The sequence below is a fragment of the Mesorhizobium sp. M0189 genome (assembly GCF_040322135.1).
Classification (GTDB): domain Bacteria; phylum Pseudomonadota; class Alphaproteobacteria; order Rhizobiales; family Rhizobiaceae; genus Mesorhizobium.
In genome coordinates this window covers 1-18,086 of the sequence record NZ_JAMYSW010000016.1, presented here as the reverse complement: position 1 = coordinate 18,086, position 18,086 = coordinate 1, and the positions used below count along the sequence as shown (strand labels likewise).

Here is an 18,086-nt window from a genome sequence, read left to right as displayed (position 1 = left end):
CAGCATTGCTAAACCCAAACCGCCTTCGATGTTATCTCAGGTGCGGCGGCATCCAAGCATAATAAGTCGGCTAAATAAATGAAAACGTTAGCGGCAAGTGCTGACAAAGCCGCTCCCTGACGGCAGCAACTGACAAGTCGGCTTCATCTGCGGCACCACCTGCGGTTGGGGCGCCGGGATTTGGCGGTCCTGCGCACGGTATTGCTGTTGCTGCTGCTGATATTGCTGCCGCTGCAGCCTGTTCTCCAGCATCTGCAACTGGTTTTGCTGGATCAATGCGTTGCGGTCGGCGGGGCTGACGATCTGTGCCGATGCGGCAGGATTTACGCCCGACAGCATCACCGTTGCCAGCATTGCCGACCCTAAAAACGTCAATAGACGAAGCTGTGACATTCATTAATTCCCGCACAAAACCGACCTCAGATTAATATAGGGGTTTTGCCCGGCGATGCCATGGCCGCCGCTGATTCGCGGCGAATTGCTACGTCGTCCTGCCGGCTTTGAGGAGGCATTGCGGTACGCGAGGCTGGCTCTCCCATTTCACTCGACTTCGCGCAGCCGATATCCGACGCCGGTCTCGGTGGTGATATAACGGGGCTGGTCGGGCATCTTTTCGATCTTTTGCCTGAGTTGCCGGACATAGACCCTGAGATATTGAACGTCGGTGGAATCGCCCCAGACCTGCTTCAGCAGGAATTGGTGGGTGAGAACCTTGCCGGCGTGCTGTACGAGGATGCGGAGGATGTCGTATTCCTTCGGCGAGAGCTTTATCTCCTTGTCCTCGACCTTGACGATGCGCTTCACCAGATCGACGGAGAGGTCGCCGGTGTGGAACACCGGTTTCTCACCCTGCTGCTGGAACTTGTGGCGCAGCGCCACGCGGATGCGTGCCACAAGCTCGTTCATACCGAACGGCTTGGTGACATAATCGTCGGCGCCGAGTTCGAGGGCCGAGACGATGCCGGCCTCATCAGTGCGGCTCGAAAGAATAACCACGGGAATGTCCAGGCCATCATCCCGCCATTTGCGCAGCAGCTCATGCCCGCTCATGCCGGGCAGGCCGAGATCGAGGAGGACCAGGTCCGGCTTTTCCGTCTCCATGAGTTCAATCGCCGCGCTGGCGTTCGGCGCCTCGCTGATCGCATAGCCTTGGCTGCCGAGCCCGACGCGAAGCAGTTTCCGGATCGGCGGCTCGTCGTCGACCACCAATATCCTGACGTCCAAATTCGTCATGACAGGTGGTCCATGTTTCGATCGTCAGCATCGGGTTCACCGACATCGGGGAGTTCTGCCGGCACCGGCATTCTTATGGTGAAAACCGCGCCCGAGCGGTCGGTCCTGTTCGCCGCCGAGAGCGTCCCGCCCATCGCTTCGATGAAGCCGCGGCAAATCGACAATCCGAGCCCGGTGCCGGCACGCACCTGGTCACCCTTGCGCACACGGTAGAAAGTGTCGAAAACGCGCTCCAGGTCCGCTGGCGGAATGCCTGGTCCCTCATCCATGATCTGCAGGATGACGCTGCCATTGTCGGCCCAGGCCTGCAGGCGGATCGTCGAACCTGGCGGCGCGTATTTTGCAGCATTGTCGAGGAGATTGAACAGCACCTGCTCGAACAGAACGGGATCGACACGCAACATCGGCAGATCCGATGGAATATCGATCTCGGTCTTGTGCTCGCCGACGATTTTGCGGGCCCGATGCAGGGCTGAGCCGACAATGTCACCGACATAGTGGAACGCATAATTTGGCTCCATCGTGCCGGACTCTATCTTGGTCATGTCGAGCAGATTGGCGATGAAGCGGTTCAGCCTTTCCGATTCATCAAGCACGGTCGACAGCAGTCCCGCCCGGTCCTGCTCGGGAAGCGCGGCTTCGAAGTCGCTGAGTGTTCCGGCCGCGCCCATGATGGCGGCAAGCGGCGTTTTCAAATCGTGGGAAATGGAGGTGAGCAAGGCCGAGCGCAGACGGTCTGCCTCGGCCGCAAGCTTGGCCCGGTCAACATCGGCGACGAGCTGGATGCGCTCGATGGCGACCGCCGCCTGGTCGGCGAGCGCATCGAGCAGACGCTGCTGGTCGGGTGTCAGCAGCGGGCCTTGCTTGTCGTTGTCGAGGCCAACGACGCCCACCGCCGTGCGTCCGGTCCGCAAGGGCAGATAGAGGCGTTTTGCGCCCGGCAGCGTGTCGGCGCCGCGCCCGGCGGCGCGGTTGTGTTCCCAGGCCCAGAGCGCTGCGGCAATGTCTGCCTCGGCCAGCGTGTCGTCGGGCGGGTAGCCGGCCTTGACCACAATCGTGCCGTTCTCCGGCAGAAGCAGCACCACGCGAAGCTTCAGCATCGAGGCGATCTGGAAGGCAGTCGCCCAGAGAACGTCGTCGAGCGTGCCCGTTCCGGCCAGTTTCTTGGAGAACAAATAGAGATCCTCGGTAGTGCGGGCGCGGGATTGTGCTGCCACGACCTGGCGCTGCACCCGAGCCGTCAAATTGCTGGCGATGATCGCCACGCAGAAGAAGAAGCCGAGTGCGACGGCGCTTTCAGGATCGCTGATATTCAGCGTGTAGAGAGGATCGAGGAAGAAGAAATTGAAGACCACGGCGCTGAGAACGGAAGCGAATATCGCCGGCCAAAGCCCGGCCGTGACCGCTGACGCCAGCACAGCCATGAGAAAGACAAGAGCGATGTTGCGCACATCCAGCACGCGCGACAGCAATTCGCCGAACAACAGCCCTGCCACGACATAGAAGACGACAGTCAGATAGGGCCTGATGTCGAGGCGCGGTGGTTGAGCGGGAGTCAGCCCCCGCGACGCCGGGACTTGCGCCTGGGCGTCACCGGAGACGACGTGAACGCTGATCTTGCCGGCATCGCGTATCAGGTCATAAGTGGCGGAGCCGTCAAATAACTGCCGCCAGCGCGACTTGCGTGGCTTGCCAGTGATGATGTGGGTAACGTTATTGGCCGCCGCATAGCGCAGGATGTCTACGGCAACGTCGTGGCCAGGTATGGTCACGGCAACGCCGCCCAATTGTTCAGCAAGGCGAAGCGTTGATGCCAGCCTGTCGCGATCCTGCTCGGACAGCCCGGTCGAGCGTGGCGTCTCGACATAGAGCGCCAGCCACGAGGCGCGAAGCCGCTCTGCCTGGCGGCGGGCATAGCGTACAAGCGACGCGCTGCGCGGATCCTCATCGACCCAGACCAGGACACGCTCGCTGGCCGCCCAGGGTCCCGGGATGGCGTGGGCCTGCATATGGTTGAGCAACTGCTCATCGACCCGCTGGGCGGTGCGGCGAAGCGCCAATTCCCGGAGCGCGGTCAGATTGCCCGGCGAGAAATAGTTCTCGATGGCGCGCTGGGCGGTGTTGGGGAAGTAGACCTTGCCTTCTTCCAGCCGCTTGATCAGGTCGTCGGGAGTGAGGTCGATGATCTCGACGTCGTCGGCTTGATCGATGATGGAGTCGGGAACGGTTTCACGCACCCTGACGCGCGTGATCTGGGCCACGACGTCGTTCAGGCTTTCGACGTGCTGGATGTTCAGTGTCGTGTAGACATCGATGCCGTGCGTCAGGATTTCCTGGACGTCGAGGTAGCGCTTGGGGTGGCGGCTGCCGGCGACGTTGGTGTGGGCGAGTTCGTCGACCAGAACCAGCGCCGGGCGCCGGGCGAGGATGGCGTCGAGATCCATCTCCTCGAGGATCCGCCCCTTGTAATCGATCTCAAGGCGAGGAATGACCTCGTAGCCTTCGACCAGCGTCTGGGTTTCCTTGCGGCCGTGCGTCTCGACGATGCCGATCACCACGTCGACTCCTTCGGCCAGCCTGGCGCGGCCTGACATCAGCATCTCGTAGGTCTTGCCGACACCGGGGGCGGCGCCGAGAAATATCCTCAGCCGACCGCGCTCCTCCCGCTCGGCGTGCGCGAGCAGCGCGTCGGGAGAAGGCCTGGTTTCGGCGGTGCGGCTGTCGTCTGGCATAAGGGTCAATCATGAACGGCGCCGGCTTCGGTGTCGATCCCGGCGCCGCCCTTCATTGTTTCATCGCATCGTCCAGCGCAAGGTTGAGGGCCAGCACATTGACCACCGCCTCGCCCATGAATCCCAATTCGCGATCCTCGATATGGCTGTCGACGAGCGATTTGATCCTGGATTCATCGACGCCCCTGGCCTTAGCCACCCTGGCGACCTGAAAATAGGCCGCATCGGAGCTGATATGCGGATCGAGGCCGCTGCCGGACGTGGTGACCAGATCCATCGGTACCGGCTGGTTCGGGTTTTCGGCTCTCAACTTCTCGGCGTCGCTCTTGATACGGTCGATCAGCTTCGGGTTGGTCGGGCCGAGATTCGAACCTCCCGAGGCGGCGGCATTGTAGCCGTCGCCGGCAGCCGACGGACGGCCATGGAAGTAGCGGTCGCTGGTGAAGGCCTGGCCGATCAGCTCGGAACCGACGAGTTTGCCGTCCTTCTCGATCAGGCTGCCATTGGCCTGGCGCGGAAACAGCGCCTGGGCAATGCCGGTCATGCCGATCGGATAGACCAACCCCGTCAGAACGGTGAAGAAGACGATCATGACGATCGCAGGCCTGATTTGATTGAGCATCGACGTGGTTCCTTATGCGAGACCGAGAGCAGTGACGGCCATGTCGATCACCTTGATGCCGACGAAGGGCACGACGACGCCGCCAAGGCCGTAGACTATGAGATTGCGGCTGAGCAGCGCACCGGCGCCGACAGCGCGGTATTTGACGCCCCTCAGCGACAGCGGGATCAGCGCGATGATGATCAGCGCGTTGAAGATGATGGCCGAGAGGATAGCGCTCTGCGGCGTTGCCAGATGCATGACGTTGAGCGCTTGCAGCGGCCCGGCGGTTTGGCCCGGGGCGATGTAGAAGACGGCGAATATTGCCGGGATGATGGCAAAATACTTTGCGACGTCGTTGGCGATGGAGAAGGTCGTCAGCGAACCACGCGTCATCAGCAGCGCCTTGCCGATTTCGACGATCTCGATCAGCTTGGTCGGATCGCTGTCGAGATCGACCATGTTGCCGGCCTCGCGTGCCGCGACCGTGCCGGTGTTCATGGCGACGCCGACATCGGCCTGCGCAAGCGCCGGCGCGTCGTTGGTGCCATCACCGCACATCGCGACCAGCTTGCCCTTGGCCTGTTCGTCGCGGATCAGCTTCAGCTTGTCCTCGGGCGTCGCCTGGGCAAGGAAGTCGTCGACGCCGGCTTCCGCCGCGATCGCCGCCGCGGTCATCGGATTGTCGCCGGTGATCATCACCGTGCGGATGCCCATGCGGCGCAATTCGGCAAAGCGTTCTGCGATGCCGCCCTTGACGATGTCCTTCAGGTGGACGACGCCGAGCAGGCGCCCATCGCGCTCGACCGCCAGCGGGGTGCCGCCGGATTTGGCGATCTCGTCGGCGATGGTTTGAAGGTCGCGGACGGTGTCGCTGCCGGGGCGCGTACTGCCTGTGGCAATGGTCGAGAGGTTGACGCGGGCAAGCACCGCATCGACTGCGCCCTTGCGGACCGAGGAGCCTTCCAGGTCGACGCCGCTCATGCGGGTTTGCGCGGTGAAGGGCACGAAACTCGCGTGCAGGCTTGCCATGTCGCGGGCGCGGATGGCGTATTTCTCCTTCGCCAGCACGACGATCGAGCGGCCTTCCGGCGTTTCGTCGGCAAGCGAGGCAAGTTGGGCGGCGTCGGCCAGTTCCTGTTCGGTGACGCCCCTGACCGGACGGAATGCCGTTGCCTGGCGGTTGCCCAGCGTGATCGTGCCGGTCTTGTCGAGCAGCAGCGTGTCGACATCGCCGGCCGCCTCGACGGCGCGGCCCGACATGGCGAGCACGTTGAAACGCACCAGGCGGTCCATGCCGGCGATGCCGATGGCCGACAGCAGGGCGCCGATCGTGGTCGGGATCAGCGTGACGAACAGGGCGACCAGCACCGTCACCGAGATATAGCCGCCCGAATAGGAGGCAAAACTCGGGATCGTCGCTGTCGCCAGCACGAAGATCAGCGTCATGCCGACGAGCAGGATGTTGAGGGCGATCTCGTTGGGTGTCTTCTGGCGCTCGGCGCCTTCGACCAGCGAGATCATGCGGTCGAGGAACGTATGGCCGGAAGCCGCGGTGATGCGCACCCGGATCCAGTCGGACAAGACTTGCGTGCCGCCGGTCACCGCCGAACGATCGCCTCCGGATTCGCGGATGACAGGTGCGGATTCGCCAGTGATCGCCGCCTCGTTGACCGAAGCCACGCCTTCGACCACCTCGCCATCCGAGGGGATGATGTCGCCGGCTTCGACAAGCACGATATCGCCGACCTTCAGGCTGGTGCCGGGCACCAGCTTGAACTTGCGGCGGTCGCCGCCGTTCAACAGCTTGGCTTGCGTCTCGGTTCGCGCCCGACGCAGCGAGTCTGCTTGCGCCTTGCCGCGGCCTTCGGCCACCGCTTCGGCGAAGTTGGCGAAAAGCACTGTGAACCACAGCCAGATGATGATCTGCAGCGTGAAGCCAAGATCGCCGCCGCTGGTAACGAGATCTTTGACGAACAGCACGGTGGTGAGCGCCGAGACGACGGCGACGACGAACATCACCGGGTTTCGCATCAAGGTGCGCGGGTTCAGTTTTCTGAAGGATCCGCCGATGGCGGGCAACAGAATGCGGGGATCCATGATGCTCACGGATTTCGACTGGCTCATTTGGTGGCTCCAGTGTCGATGTTGGTGACCGGTCGATCGTGTGCCGAACGAAGGTGCGGCGGCCCGTAAGCCAGCAGCCAGATAATGATCAAGGCTGCCGCAATAGCGAGGAATGTGGACAGGGTCGGGAAAGGAGGAGGTGTTTTCTCCCCCTCCGGCTCGGGACGATGCCGGGCCTTTCGAGATATGATCTTGAACCAGGGCATGGCCGTTTCAGAATGTCTGACGGTGAATCATCGCCAGGTGCTCGACGATCGGTCCGACCGCCAGGGCCGGGAAGAAGGTCAGGCCACCAACGATCAGGATGACACCGACCAACAGCCCGACGAACAGCGGACCGTCGGTCGGGAAGGTGCCGGCGGAGGCAGGGACGGTCTTCTTCGCCACCAGCGATCCAGCAATCGCCAGCGCCGGAATAATGACCAGGAAGCGGCCCATCAGCATGCCGATGCCGAGCGTTATGTTGTACCAGGGCGTGTTGCCGCTGAGACCGCCAAAGGCGGAGCCATTGTTCGCCGCGGCCGAGGTGTAGGCATATAGGACCTCGGAGAAGCCGTGCGGGCCGGCGTTGGCGATGGAAGCAACGCCGGTCGGCAGCACCACCGCGATGGCGGTGAAGACCAGCATCGCCAGCGGCAGGCAGAGGACGGCCAGCATTGCCATCTTGACCTCCTTGGCCTCGATCTTCTTGCCGAGATATTCGGGCGTGCGTCCGACCATCAGCCCGGCAACGAAGACGGCGATCACGATGAACATCAGGATACCGTAGAAGCCGGCCCCGACGCCGCCGACAATGACCTCGCCGAGCTGCATGTTGATGATGGGGATCATGCCGCCGAGTGCGGTGAAGCTGTCATGCATGGCGTTGACCGCGCCGCAGGACGCGGCGGTGGTGATGACGGCAAACAGTGCCGACAGAGCGATGCCGAAGCGGCTTTCCTTGCCCTCCATGTTGCCGCCGTCGATGCCCAGCGCATGGACGAGCGGATTGCCGGCGGCCTCGGCCCAGTAGCAGACGGCAACGCCGGCGATGAACAGCACGCCCATCGCCGACAGAATTGCCCAGCCCTGGCGCTGGTTGCCGACCATGCGACCGAAGACATTGGTTAGCGCCGCGCCGAAGGCGAAGATCGTCACCATCTGGATCAGGTTCGAGATCGCGTCGGGATTTTCGAAGGGATGCGCTGCATTGGCGTTGAAGAAGCCGCCGCCATTGGTGCCGAGCATCTTGATGGCAACCTGCGAAGCGACCGGCCCGACCGCGATCGTCTGTTGCGCGCCTTCCAGCGTCGTCGCGTTGACGTAAGCACCAACCGTCTGCGGCATACCGAGATAGACATAGACAAGCGTCAACACGATGCAGAACGGCACAAGCAGATAGAGCGTGCAGCGGGTCATATCGACCCAGAAATTGCCGATCGATTTGCCTGAGGCTCTAGCAAAACCGCGGATCAGTGCGACCGCGATGGCGATGCCGGTCGCGGCCGACAGAAAGTTCTGCACGGTCAAGCCGGCCATCTGCACGAGATAGGACATCGTGCTTTCGCCGCCGTAGTTCTGCCAGTTGGTGTTGGTCATGAAGCTGGCGGCGGTGTTGAAGGCAAGCCCAGGTTCGACGGCGGTCATGCCGCCCGGATTGTAGGGCAGGCCGCCTTGCAGCCGCTGCAGGAAATAGAGCACCAGGAAGCCGGCCAGGTTAAAGAACAGCAGGGCCGCCGCATAGGAGGTCCAGTGCTGCTCCTCGCGCTCGCTGGTCCCGGACATACGGTAGAGCCCGCGCTCGAGCGGGGCCAGAATTGGCGACAGGAATGTGCGCTCGCCGCTGAAAACGCGATGCATGTAGCCGCCGAGCGGCTTGGCCAGCAAAACGACGATCCCGCAATAGACGAGGATCTGCAGCCATCCGTTGATTGTCATGGGGTTGGCTCCTTGCCAGCGGAGATCAGAAGCGTTCCGGGCGAACGAGGGCGTATGTCAGGTAAGCGAGAAGGAACAGGGTCACGGCGCCGCCGAGGATATAGTCGAAGAGCATGTTTCGATCCCCTAAACTTACAGCCCGTCGCAGGCTTTGATGTAACCGAAGCATAGAGCAAAGAACGAGATTCCTATCCCGACAACAATGATGTCCATCGTGCAATTTCCTATATTGAGTTTGTTCTTTTCAACTTGGACAAAACTGTCCAAGCCCGCTCACCGCTTCACATCGGCGGCCGGATACATCGCTCTGCCGAATATGGATCAAAGTGCCATAAAGGTTCGAGACGGGACGCGGAGCAAAGAAATCAAAATCCCATAAGGATTTCGCCGCCTCGGCGCTGGCCACAGCTTCAGGGGGAGGTGCGCACCGGCGCGCGAAGCTGCCGGGGATCAGTCTGCGCGGGTATAGATCAGAGCGTAATCGTCCGCATAGGCCCGCTTCCAGCCCAGTTCGTCGAAGAACGGAATGCGGCTGTCGTCGGCGGTCAACAATGCCCAGCCTATCGCATATTTCTCGAGCTGGGCTTTCAGGATCGGCTTGCCCCGGCTGTGCCCAGTCTGCTCATCCGTTTCCGTAAAGCCGTTCAGGAAGAGCTGATCCGCCCGGCCGTCGATAAACGTCTTGATGCCATGGAAAATCAGCGTGCCGCCGAAATTGTAGGAATTCAGCAGATTGCCTGACAGATTATGGGCTTGGGCGAAGGCCAGCGCATCCCTCGCCGAAGTCTTCTGGCTCGGCACGACCGGATAGGCCAGGAAGACCGCGGCCGCCAAAACCAGCAAAACGGCAAGTCCAGCGCAAATTCTGGAAAATTGCCGCGCGAAAAATTGTTCAAGTCCGTCGCGCTTTTCCGCGGCCCATGTAGGGGCTGAAAGCGCTGGATATTGTTGCGCAACCTCGACGGCAAGGACGACCGGGACAAGAAGAAAGAACAGATACATGAACCGTATGTGGGTGAGATAGACGTGCAAGGTGAAGACAAGGAACAGCGCCTTGGCCCAGCCAATACGCAATCTCGACACGAGCAGCCCGAAAAACGCCACCAGCAGGGCCACCTCCTGGAGGGTATGCCGCGAGGCGTCGAAGGGTTGCCACTCCGCAATGTAAGGCACCGCCTCATTGCCATAGGCCACGGTGAATGTGGCGAGTATGGCCTTGACGCCATAGGGATTGAGCAGGCTGACCAGCGGGCAAAGCAGCCCGAAAGCGATCCACTTGGCCAGCAGCCGGGAGTTCGACAAGCGCGTGCGCATGACGAGATCGAGGCCGGCGAAGGCGGCGATAATGAAACCGAAGGTGAAGGTGGCATGGAGATTGGCCCACAGGCAAAGCAGCGCCAGCAGCCATAGAGGCGGCGCTTTCTCGTTGCGTGCGGCTTGGAAAAGACCGGCGGTCCAGACGACGATAATGGGCAAGGTAAAGATGTGGGGTCGGGCGACATAGATTGGCCCGATCAAGAGCGCGAGCACCAGTGTCAGTGCTATCGCCAGCGTCGGCTTCAACGACGCGCTGAGATACCACGACGTCAAGAAGGCCGTCAGCGCGATTACCGCAGTCGCCAGCAGTACCACGCCGTTCCAGCCGCCGGCTTCGAAGGCAAGGGCAAGGAGAACCTGGCTAAGCCATTCCTTGGCGATCCATGGCTGGCCGGCAAAAGTGTAGGAGTAAATGTCGACGGAGGGGAATGTGCGGCTTGCCAGCATATCCATGCCGACCTTGATGTGCCACCAGCTATCGGGATCCTGCAGGAGGGAGGTGGCAAAGGCGAGGAGCGCCGTCGCCATCACGACGGCCGCCAGCAGGCAAAACACCAGCCTCACATGCCGTATGTCGTCTATCGACGGCCTCGCCTCACCAGACATCCCGCGCATATGGCATCCCTGAGCCGCGATAGCGGAAGGGATAGCCCGAATTTGTTAGAAAACCGATAAGCTGCAGGATTGCGGCCACAACCCTGTGCCGCGCGTCTAACCGGCTGGGCACGTTGAGCAGCGACTACTAAGTTGCGGGTGAGGGGCAGACCTCCGGCCGTTCAGCCCTCGGCCTTGAAGTTCTTGGCTTCCTTCTCGACTTTCGGGCTGTCCTTGCCGTGCTTGCGCATCAGATCCTTCGCCTGCTTCGGCGAAACGTCGGTGGTTTCGGCCAGGTGCAGAGCCTTCTTTTCGTCCGGATCGCGCGTCTTGCGGTCGGCCATTGCGGTTTTCTTGTTAGCCATTACGACGCTCTTATGCTCTCGGCGATTTCGTTCAGCACCTTGCGGTCGGTGCCGTGGCGCTTGATCAGCGTGCGTGCCTGATCAGGGGTAATGCCCGCTTCCTCGGCGAAATGGCGTACCTCATAGTCTTCGCCGCCCGCCACTCGTGAGCGGTCGCGACTGTCGGTCCTGGTTTTGTCGTCGGCCATGGCAGCTCTCCTCATCTCAACGAGAGCATAACGGGCAAGATTTCAGCGAGTTCCTTCGAGCGTGTCGCCCAGTTGCCTACCCTCGGGCATGACCCGACATGAGCGGCGGTTTTTGCTCAAAGCAAGGGCACGGTGCCAGGCTGGCCTTCGCGCACAAAAAGGCTCGCTTCCTTGGCCGCACCAGTAAATTTCCGCCGCGCGCTGCCAACCGCCCGCCACTGCTCCTGGGCGCAGCCTGGTATTCGTTGCGGATTGCTAAGGGTAGCGATGGTCGAACACGACCCCCATGGTCCTACCAACGGCCGTCATGACGATAATCTCGACCAGATCGTCGTCACTGTCACCGCAGGCCGGGGCCGTCCGGCGAACGATGTCCAGCATCGCCCTCGTCGATATGGTGTCGCCGGCGCCGAATCTTGAAAGCGCAGATGAAACAAGCTCTTGGGCCGTCAAGTCGGCGACAGTCACCCTCTGCACCACGTTCATTGGCTTCCTCCCACCATGAACCCTCTCCCGCGAGAATGATACGCCGAACGTCGGGTTTCGCCAGCGAAATGGTGGTCCTACCAGCGCGCGGGGCAGCGACCGAAATCGTCGGTTTTGCGTGAGGCAATCCAGGCGCGAGGCGGCAGCACTTTTGTGCCATGCGACTTCGCCACAGACCCATCCCGGCGGCCGGGATGGGTCTCAATTTATTTACTTGGCAGTTTGATTGCTTGGCAGTCGGGTCTGCTCGGTTGCGGTCGAAGTCAGCGCAGCAAGAACCACGGTGCGGGCAGGACCAGGACGGTTCTTCGTTTCACGGAACGCCGAACCGGTCTGTCTTTTTTGTTTGACGCAATTCCGGATGGAAAACCGTTCACACGTTTTCCTGGAATTGCTTGTCTTATGACTCTAGGCGGCCAGATCGCTCGGAAGCTTGCCGCCATTCTCGACCAGCTTTTTCATCAGTGCATCATGCAGCCACAGATTCATCGTTACGGTGTCGTTCATGTCGCCGGTGTAGTTCAGCTCGTGAGCAAGCTCCTTGCGGGCGCCGAGGCTGCTATCGATATTCAGAGCCTTCATCAGGTCGACGATCGAATTCTTCCAGTTGAGCTTTTGCCCTTTCGCGGCCACCGCCTTGTCGAGAATGGCAGCGATGTCAGGAGCAGAGGACGGCGCGGATGGCGTTGCCGGAGCCGGGGTTGCAGCCGGGTCGGGTCGGGTAGGCGCCGTCGGCTGGGTGGCCGTGCTCGAAGCAGGCGCGGGAGACGGTTGCGCCGGCGGCGCTTCGGCCGCAACCGCGTTTCCGAAAATCGCACCTTTGATACTGTCGAAAATGCCCATTGCTATCTCCTGGGTTGCCTTCACGGTGTGTTGCCTTGACGGTCGGTGAGGCGACCGTTGCCGAATTCGCATTGAGCGCCCTGGTTGTACCGGACCACGAACGCAACGCAGGGGCAACTCCAAACTGGCTGAAAGGTAAAGGCTTGGTTGCATGGTGAAATCGGCTCAGTGATCCGATCCCAGAGTAGAATGGTCAGATCGCGGCACGACAAATAGTTACGCGCAATGGGCGAGGAAACGGTTGGCAGCCAGTTTTGCTGACGCAGACCAGAAAAATCATCTAGATTCGTGTTCGCCATTCGCTGAGAGGAACGAAGCCATGACAGCAGTCGTCGCATCCGACAGGCTCGAACGTTCGCTGGTTTGGGCAGAGGACGATCCGTCGGTCAAATGGGCCGGCGCTTTCGCGGTTTACGGCGGGCACGGCACCACCCAGTCCTCAGTCATTGTCTACGAGATCGAGCCCGGCAAGCGGCTCGGCTGGCACACCGACGCCACCGAGGAGACGCAATACATCATCGCCGGCACCGGCGAGCTGCACATCGAGGGCGGCAGCATCCACCCGGTCAGGCCCGGCAGCGTCCTGGTACTTCCGACGCCGGTCCGGCACGACCTCGTCAACACCGGCACCGAAACCCTGCGCGCCGTCGCTTTCTTTGCGGCGGCGATGTTCACGCAGACATTCGACGACGTCATGCTGCCGCCGAAATCCCATGTCCTCGGCACGCCCAATCGCGCAGGCTGAACGCGTGCCAGCGGGAATCATCCGGCCTGCGGATTGCGGACTTGGAGCTGAGATGAGCGCGCGCGCGGCCGGCAAGCGGTTCGGCGTCGTTACGCGCCTGTGTCACGGGCGGACCGGCTGATGGCGCCCGTCAAGGTCGACCCGGCCAAGGTGCGCGAGTTCAGGGATGCCGAAAGCTTCCATGCCTGGCTTGGCGAGCATCACGACAGCGAGGACGAAGTCTGGATCAAGATCTATAAGCGCGATTCGGGGCTGCCGTCGATCACGCCGAAGCAAGCCATCGACGTGGCGTTATGCTGGGGCTGGATCGATGCGGTGCGCAAGGCCCTGGACGGCAAAAGCTATTTGCAGCGTTATACCCCGCGCGGCAAGAAGAGCACCTGGAGCCAGATCAACGTCGACAATGTCGCCCGGCTGATCGAGGAGGGCCGGATGACCGAGCATGGGCTGAGGCAGGCCGAGGCAGCCAAGGCCGACGGCCGCTGGGCGCGCGCCTATAGGAGCGGCAAGGAGATGAAGATCCCCGACGACCTCCAGGCGGCAATAGACGCCGAGCCCAAGGCGAAAGAGATGCTGGCGAAGCTCAGCGAGCAAAACCGCTTCGCGCTCGCCTTCCGCACCCACAACATGAAGACCGAAGCCGGACGCAAGAAGAAGATCGCGGCGTTCGTGGAGATGCTGAAGCGCGGCGAGACCATCCATCCGCAACGAAAACGCGATTCTGGCTGAACATTCTGACCGCGCTTGTCTCCCGCATCTTGTGCTTGTCCCTGCCGGTGAGCCCCGAATGCGGCCGGATCGCAGCCCAGGCCCACCTTCGATCCTGGCGATGTCGCAGACGATTGTTTTCGACCAGCGTCGCCTGACATTTCGACAACATCTCTCATTCGTTTGATCGATGCAGGAACAAAGCTCCGTCCTCACAGTCGGTATGGTATATTAGCAGGCGCTGTTATGAGGTTTTTGCCCGTTCAGGAGCCGACTGGCACGTGGGCCGTGTTTGATGCGACCGTGGACGTGCCTGCGGATTTCGCGGGCAGTTGCCTTATCGGCTTGCCGCGGGAGCGGGCGGAGTGGCTCGCAGCAAGAGCCAATCGAGATGCTGCAAAAGGCACTTCGACTTGGCAGTTGTCAGCTGCCGGACCGGCAAAAGCCGCGGTTCTTAGACTTAGACCGTTAGGAGAGATTTCGATGATGCACGAACAGGTAATGGAAGCTGCGTTGGCAGCCAGAAATCAGGAAGTGGATATTTGTGGTGTCTTCGACATCACCAACAAAACCGATGCGCCAATTGGCTCTCGCCGATTGGGCGAGGCTATCCACTTTGTCGCCAATGCACCTATCGTTGGCTATGATGTTCACGCCGCCGTCATCCGATATGGCCCACTCGGAACCCCCAGCCTCAGAGCAACAGATTGCACACAGCTGTGGGAGAAGTTTGGCGAGGCCTTGCTGCAACACTGACAGGCTGACCTTTGGCGCGTATGGCACCACCATCGTGCAGGACACTTCCCTTGTGAGAACGACGTGGAAGCCTGGCGGGTGATATTGCAATCAAATTAGCGTGAGCGCATATTTTTTACCGGCTGGACTCGCAACCGGCCAGTCTCGGTGGCCGGCCGCCAACGGGCCGTCAGGCCGCCAACAAATGGTTCGGCAGGCCCGACGGTCCCCCCTTGGCAAGGTCGCCGGAAACAAAGCATGATGCGGCGGCAAAACGGGTTTGGGAGAATGACATGCCTAAGGTTTCGGAGCTCTTTTTCAAGACAGCCATCGTCTTTCTTATTCTGGGAATTGCAGCTGGCCTGCAGATGGCAATTTCAGGCGATCACGGCGCGTTTCCGGCTCACGCGCACATCAACCTGCTGGGATGGGTCACTAGTGCAATATTCGGCGGCTACTATGCGCTGAACCCGGCGAAGGCTGCCCGCAGGACGGCGATGATCCACTATGGCGTGTACAATCTCGGCCTGGTCGTGATGTTGCCGGCGCTTTACCTGATGCTGCAGGGAAATCCGGCGCTCGAGCCGATCGTCGCCACCGGCTCAATGATTGTCGCTGTCGCCGTGCTGATCTTTGCCTTCGTGGTTTTCTCCGGCGAAACAGAGCGCTCGGTCTCGGGAATACAAGCGGTTCCGCGCTAGACGCGTAGCGACACTAACGAACCTGTCGAAGCCCGCGCTCTGGTGGAGCGCGGGTCGTTCGGCTTGTGGGCTGATCTGGGGTAAGGGGTGCGGCGCAGATGGAGCCGCTCAGTAGCGATCCTTCGCGCCCTCTGCAAATTACGAATTACGGTGACAGTGCACCATTTTCTTTTTCCCGCCTGTCGCGTTTCCCAATTTCACTGCTCTTTCCGGTTTGCTCGGCAATCACGGTCGAGAAGTGCTTCGCTGCCCATCGGTTGCACGACATCGGCGGCGCGGTAATGCAAGTCGAGCCATGCGTTCAATTTACGCACAGCGACAGCCGAGCAAACATGACAAATAGTGCACTGTCACCGTAATTCTGTCGCCGTAATTCAAAGTGCACTGTCACCGTAATTCAAACGTCCGCTTGCTGACCCTTAGCTGACTCTCACAAGCTTCTTGCAAAGTGCAATGTTGTACGGAACGCATCCTTGCGACCCAAAGAAATGCCGCGCGTCGAGATTGGCTGCCCAGATGCCCATAGCAATTTCGTCGAAACCTTCGCAAGCAGCTCGCTGTTCAACATGGCACATCAAAGCTGCGGCAACTCCACGACGACGAGCTTCCGGCATAACCGAGATGTGGTGCACATAGATCAGGGGCCGAGGGAAAGTGAACGGCGTTTCTGGCAGCGACTGAATTTCAAACCAGACGTAGCCGACTGGAGCACGATCAATCTCAGCAATCGCGATCGAGCTCTTCGGATCAGCCAGCCTCGCTGCGAAGAATGTCCTCACCGCAGACGGATCGGCTGCCTGTTTGAAAACGTCTGGATGCAATTCAGCATGGAGACTCTGAACCACCTGATTGAGCCGAACGAGCGCGTCAAAGTCTGCCTCCGAGGCAGCCCGGATTTCCACTGACATTGAGACACCTCCCCGTTTGTAGACGACGCTGCGACGGTGATGTCTTTCTGTCAACGAACGTCGGTCTTCCACCCATCTCGGCCATTGGCGGAGTTTTGACCCTAGTGATTAGTAGGCTGGTTAGTAAGCTACTAACCGAACCTTACCAAACGCCCGGAAAATAAAGGGTTTCTCGGGATTAGCTGGCGGAGAGAGCGGGATTCGAACCCGCGTTACGGTCTCCCGTAAACACACTTTCCAGGCGTGCGCCTTCAACCACTCGGCCACCTCTCCGTCCTTTTAGCATCTTCGACGCGGCCGGTTTCGCCGTGCGGGTTGGGGAGATGCATCTCCTTTGGGATTCCGGCCCGGAATTCCGGCCGTGGGCGCCGTCAACCAGCGGATACCCTTTCCCCGCACCCGAGCCGTCAAGCAACAGGCGCGGGGCTCATCTAGTCGATCCGGTGCCGAATGCCAAGACACTCTATTCGCTTTGCCGGACAGGGATGCTCAGCCCATGGCATCAGTGTGCTCGTTGGGCGCCTACAAACCAGTCGGCCGCGGCGTCTTCGCCGTCTGGCTCGTCAGCCGGCCCAGGTGCAAGCCGCCGGCGTAAGTTCAACTTCGCGTGTCGCGATTGCAGACGAAGCAGGTAAATCCTATTTAACAGTCCGACACGACATTCCGATAAACTCCTGGGGAGGAAGGGTCTGGATGTTTCGCTTCGTCTTTCGTCTCGCTGCAATGGTCGCGCTTTCGGTTTCGGTCATCATGGCCGTGCTCGACGCGACCCGGTCGGTGGCGGCTTCGGCGCTGGTGATGACCCCGCTCAACACCAGCTGGCTCGCCGTCTCGCCGGACACGCGCAGCGCCTTTGAAAGCTTCGTCCGCGACAAGCTCAATCCGCTGCTGTGGGACGGCGCCATCGCCTGGGTGCTCAGCCAGCCCGGCTTTGCCGTGTTCGCGGTGCTGGCCTTCGTTCTTTATGCCATCGGCTACAGGCGGCAGCGCCCCAGCGGGCGGTTCGCCGCGACCTAAAATTCCTGCGTTCCCGGATCCAGCGTTCCCCGGATCGGGGAAGGCTCAAGCAAGAAGAAAAGGAAATCGCACATGTTTCTCAGCGATATGCTGAACAAGAAGCTCAACCTGCCGAAGCCCTCCGAGGCGTTGCCCGGCCGCGACCGGCCGATCCCGACGGCATCGAAGCATTTCGTCTCGAACAGGCCGCTCAAGGGTCCCTATCCCGAAGGGCTTGAGACGGCGATGTTCGGGCTGGGCTGTTTCTGGGGTGCCGAGCGCCTGTTCTGGCAGGTCGATGGCGTCTGGGTCACGGCGGCCGGCTATGCTGGCGGCGTCACGCCCAACCCGACCTATCAGGAAACCTGCACCGGGCTCACCGGCCATGCCGAAGTCGTGCTCGTCGTCTACGATCCGAAGATCGTGTCCTATGCCGAGCTTTTGAAGCTGTTCTGGGAAAGCCACGACCCGACGCAAGGCATGCGCCAGGGCAATGATGTCGGCACCACCTACCGTTCGGCGATCTACACGTTCAACGACGCGCAACACCAGGCGGCGCTCGCTTCGCGCGATGCTTACGAGGCTTCGCTGCGCGGTGCCGGACGCGGCAAGATCACCACCGAGATCGCGCCGGCGCCGGAATTCTACTTCGCCGAGGAAGACCACCAGCAATATCTGGCGAAGAACCCCTACGGCTATTGCGGCCTGCAGGGAACCGGCGTCTCCTGCGCCATACCGGCCGCCGTCTCCGCCTGATTTTACGCCCCTGACGCAAGGAATATGCTGTGGGGGCGGGCGGGGGGGGGCCCGGGTTTGGAAACCTGAAAAAAAAAACGGGATTTTTTTTTTGGGGGGGGGCGGGTTTGTGGGTTTTTAAGCAAAGGACGCGG

20 protein-coding genes and 1 tRNA gene are annotated in these 18,086 nt (G+C 61.0%); 6 read left to right on the top strand and 15 right to left on the bottom strand.

What is annotated here, in order from left to right; translation table 11 throughout:
- Positions 1-87 precede the first annotated feature (87 nt).
- From NKJ09_RS24700 to NKJ09_RS24640, 13 genes are all read right to left on the bottom strand, one after another.
- Positions 88-393 carry a hypothetical protein gene (locus tag NKJ09_RS24700; RefSeq protein WP_023718986.1) on the bottom strand — a complete coding sequence of 102 codons (306 nt, stop codon included), beginning with the start codon at positions 391-393 and terminating at the stop codon, positions 88-90.
- A 147-nt stretch (positions 394-540) separates the two neighbouring features.
- Positions 541-1,233, bottom strand: coding sequence for a response regulator transcription factor (locus NKJ09_RS24695; RefSeq protein WP_023718987.1), 693 nt, complete (start codon positions 1,231-1,233; stop codon positions 541-543).
- Positions 1,230-3,965: a DUF4118 domain-containing protein gene (locus NKJ09_RS24690; protein WP_352495478.1), complete on the bottom strand. Its 2,736-nt coding sequence runs from the start codon at positions 3,963-3,965 to the stop codon at positions 1,230-1,232. Before NKJ09_RS24690 ends, NKJ09_RS24695 begins: the two co-directional genes overlap by 4 nt.
- Before the next feature lie 52 nt (positions 3,966-4,017).
- A complete protein-coding gene (gene kdpC / locus NKJ09_RS24685) occupies positions 4,018-4,587 on the bottom strand; it encodes a potassium-transporting ATPase subunit KdpC (RefSeq protein WP_352495477.1) in 570 nt (189 codons plus the stop codon).
- A 12-nt stretch (positions 4,588-4,599) separates the two neighbouring features.
- Entirely contained in the window at positions 4,600-6,693 is a 2,094-nt protein-coding gene (gene kdpB / locus NKJ09_RS24680; protein ID WP_352495476.1) for a potassium-transporting ATPase subunit KdpB, read from the bottom strand.
- Positions 6,690-6,899, bottom strand: coding sequence for a hypothetical protein (locus NKJ09_RS24675; protein ID WP_031194001.1), 210 nt, complete (start codon positions 6,897-6,899; stop codon positions 6,690-6,692). The genes kdpB and NKJ09_RS24675 overlap by 4 nt, the downstream gene beginning before the upstream one ends.
- Positions 6,900-6,906: 7 nt before the next feature.
- Complete coding sequence (gene kdpA, locus NKJ09_RS24670; RefSeq protein WP_352495475.1) at positions 6,907-8,610, bottom strand: potassium-transporting ATPase subunit KdpA; 1,704 nt, start codon at positions 8,608-8,610, stop codon at positions 6,907-6,909.
- A 25-nt stretch (positions 8,611-8,635) separates the two neighbouring features.
- A complete protein-coding gene (locus NKJ09_RS24665; protein WP_023675300.1) occupies positions 8,636-8,725 on the bottom strand; it encodes a K(+)-transporting ATPase subunit F in 90 nt (29 codons plus the stop codon).
- A 335-nt stretch (positions 8,726-9,060) separates the two neighbouring features.
- Positions 9,061-10,542: a hypothetical protein gene (locus tag NKJ09_RS24660; protein WP_352495474.1), complete on the bottom strand. Its 1,482-nt coding sequence runs from the start codon at positions 10,540-10,542 to the stop codon at positions 9,061-9,063.
- A gap of 161 nt (positions 10,543-10,703) precedes the next feature.
- Entirely contained in the window at positions 10,704-10,886 is a 183-nt protein-coding gene (locus NKJ09_RS24655) for a hypothetical protein (RefSeq protein WP_036244723.1), read from the bottom strand.
- Positions 10,886-11,074 (bottom strand): DUF3606 domain-containing protein, encoded by a 189-nt coding sequence (locus NKJ09_RS24650; protein ID WP_023718995.1) that lies wholly within the window; start codon positions 11,072-11,074, stop codon positions 10,886-10,888. The genes NKJ09_RS24655 and NKJ09_RS24650 overlap by 1 nt, the downstream gene beginning before the upstream one ends.
- 255 nt (positions 11,075-11,329) lie before the next feature.
- Entirely contained in the window at positions 11,330-11,560 is a 231-nt protein-coding gene (locus tag NKJ09_RS24645) for a hypothetical protein (protein ID WP_023718996.1), read from the bottom strand.
- 408 nt (positions 11,561-11,968) lie between these two features.
- The gene (locus NKJ09_RS24640) at positions 11,969-12,403 is read right to left on the bottom strand and encodes a DUF3597 domain-containing protein (protein ID WP_352483570.1); all 435 of its coding nucleotides are present in this window, start codon (positions 12,401-12,403) and stop codon (positions 11,969-11,971) included.
- A gap of 319 nt (positions 12,404-12,722) precedes the next feature.
- Here NKJ09_RS24640 and NKJ09_RS24635 point away from each other — a divergent pair, with 319 nt between their 5' ends.
- From NKJ09_RS24635 to NKJ09_RS24620, 4 genes are all read left to right on the top strand, one after another.
- The gene (locus NKJ09_RS24635) at positions 12,723-13,148 is read left to right on the top strand and encodes a cupin domain-containing protein (protein ID WP_031194003.1); all 426 of its coding nucleotides are present in this window, start codon (positions 12,723-12,725) and stop codon (positions 13,146-13,148) included.
- 120 nt (positions 13,149-13,268) lie between these two features.
- The gene (locus NKJ09_RS24630) at positions 13,269-13,877 is read left to right on the top strand and encodes a YdeI/OmpD-associated family protein (RefSeq protein ID WP_352495473.1); all 609 of its coding nucleotides are present in this window, start codon (positions 13,269-13,271) and stop codon (positions 13,875-13,877) included.
- A gap of 462 nt (positions 13,878-14,339) precedes the next feature.
- Positions 14,340-14,612 carry a hypothetical protein gene (locus NKJ09_RS24625; protein ID WP_031194005.1) on the top strand — a complete coding sequence of 91 codons (273 nt, stop codon included), beginning with the start codon at positions 14,340-14,342 and terminating at the stop codon, positions 14,610-14,612.
- A 272-nt stretch (positions 14,613-14,884) separates the two neighbouring features.
- Entirely contained in the window at positions 14,885-15,292 is a 408-nt protein-coding gene (locus NKJ09_RS24620; RefSeq protein ID WP_023719001.1) for a heme-copper oxidase family protein, read from the top strand.
- 419 nt (positions 15,293-15,711) lie between these two features.
- On the opposite strand, the gene NKJ09_RS24615 is transcribed toward NKJ09_RS24620, so the two are convergent.
- Positions 15,712-16,200, bottom strand: a complete 489-nt coding sequence (locus NKJ09_RS24615) for a GNAT family N-acetyltransferase (protein WP_352495472.1) — start codon at positions 16,198-16,200, stop codon at positions 15,712-15,714.
- Positions 16,201-16,383: 183 nt separating this feature from the next.
- A tRNA-Ser gene (locus NKJ09_RS24610) sits at positions 16,384-16,473 on the bottom strand.
- A gap of 420 nt (positions 16,474-16,893) precedes the next feature.
- Between NKJ09_RS24610 and NKJ09_RS24605 the strand changes: the two genes are divergently transcribed.
- Together NKJ09_RS24605 and msrA are read left to right on the top strand one after the other, a co-directional pair.
- A complete protein-coding gene (locus NKJ09_RS24605) occupies positions 16,894-17,217 on the top strand; it encodes a hypothetical protein (protein WP_023719002.1) in 324 nt (107 codons plus the stop codon).
- 72 nt (positions 17,218-17,289) lie between these two features.
- The gene (gene msrA / locus NKJ09_RS24600) at positions 17,290-17,952 is read left to right on the top strand and encodes a peptide-methionine (S)-S-oxide reductase MsrA (RefSeq protein ID WP_352483568.1); all 663 of its coding nucleotides are present in this window, start codon (positions 17,290-17,292) and stop codon (positions 17,950-17,952) included.
- The last annotated feature ends 134 nt before the right edge of the window (positions 17,953-18,086 follow it).

What these genes read in the sequence shown, in the direction of transcription:
- kdpA (WP_352495475.1), bottom strand. Translation starts at nt 8,610, where the DNA reads ATGACAATCAACGGATGGCTGCAGATCCTCGTCTATTGCGGGATCGTC.
- NKJ09_RS24630 (WP_352495473.1), top strand. Translation starts at nt 13,269, where the DNA reads ATGGCGCCCGTCAAGGTCGACCCGGCCAAGGTGCGCGAGTTCAGGGAT.
- NKJ09_RS24620 (WP_023719001.1), top strand. Translation starts at nt 14,885, where the DNA reads ATGCCTAAGGTTTCGGAGCTCTTTTTCAAGACAGCCATCGTCTTTCTT.
- NKJ09_RS24700 (WP_023718986.1), bottom strand. Translation starts at nt 393, where the DNA reads ATGTCACAGCTTCGTCTATTGACGTTTTTAGGGTCGGCAATGCTGGCA.
- NKJ09_RS24615 (WP_352495472.1), bottom strand. Translation starts at nt 16,200, where the DNA reads ATGTCAGTGGAAATCCGGGCTGCCTCGGAGGCAGACTTTGACGCGCTC.
- NKJ09_RS24675 (WP_031194001.1), bottom strand. Translation starts at nt 6,899, where the DNA reads ATGCCCTGGTTCAAGATCATATCTCGAAAGGCCCGGCATCGTCCCGAG.
- NKJ09_RS24690 (WP_352495478.1), bottom strand. Translation starts at nt 3,965, where the DNA reads ATGCCAGACGACAGCCGCACCGCCGAAACCAGGCCTTCTCCCGACGCG.
- NKJ09_RS24655 (WP_036244723.1), bottom strand. Translation starts at nt 10,886, where the DNA reads ATGGCTAACAAGAAAACCGCAATGGCCGACCGCAAGACGCGCGATCCG.
- NKJ09_RS24665 (WP_023675300.1), bottom strand. Translation starts at nt 8,725, where the DNA reads ATGCTCTTCGACTATATCCTCGGCGGCGCCGTGACCCTGTTCCTTCTC.
- NKJ09_RS24660 (WP_352495474.1), bottom strand. Translation starts at nt 10,542, where the DNA reads ATGCGCGGGATGTCTGGTGAGGCGAGGCCGTCGATAGACGACATACGG.
- NKJ09_RS24645 (WP_023718996.1), bottom strand. Translation starts at nt 11,560, where the DNA reads ATGAACGTGGTGCAGAGGGTGACTGTCGCCGACTTGACGGCCCAAGAG.
- msrA (WP_352483568.1), top strand. Translation starts at nt 17,290, where the DNA reads ATGTTTCTCAGCGATATGCTGAACAAGAAGCTCAACCTGCCGAAGCCC.
- NKJ09_RS24625 (WP_031194005.1), top strand. Translation starts at nt 14,340, where the DNA reads ATGATGCACGAACAGGTAATGGAAGCTGCGTTGGCAGCCAGAAATCAG.
- NKJ09_RS24605 (WP_023719002.1), top strand. Translation starts at nt 16,894, where the DNA reads ATGTTTCGCTTCGTCTTTCGTCTCGCTGCAATGGTCGCGCTTTCGGTT.
- kdpC (WP_352495477.1), bottom strand. Translation starts at nt 4,587, where the DNA reads ATGCTCAATCAAATCAGGCCTGCGATCGTCATGATCGTCTTCTTCACC.
- NKJ09_RS24635 (WP_031194003.1), top strand. Translation starts at nt 12,723, where the DNA reads ATGACAGCAGTCGTCGCATCCGACAGGCTCGAACGTTCGCTGGTTTGG.
- NKJ09_RS24650 (WP_023718995.1), bottom strand. Translation starts at nt 11,074, where the DNA reads ATGGCCGACGACAAAACCAGGACCGACAGTCGCGACCGCTCACGAGTG.
- NKJ09_RS24695 (WP_023718987.1), bottom strand. Translation starts at nt 1,233, where the DNA reads ATGACGAATTTGGACGTCAGGATATTGGTGGTCGACGACGAGCCGCCG.
- kdpB (WP_352495476.1), bottom strand. Translation starts at nt 6,693, where the DNA reads ATGAGCCAGTCGAAATCCGTGAGCATCATGGATCCCCGCATTCTGTTG.
- NKJ09_RS24640 (WP_352483570.1), bottom strand. Translation starts at nt 12,403, where the DNA reads ATGGGCATTTTCGACAGTATCAAAGGTGCGATTTTCGGAAACGCGGTT.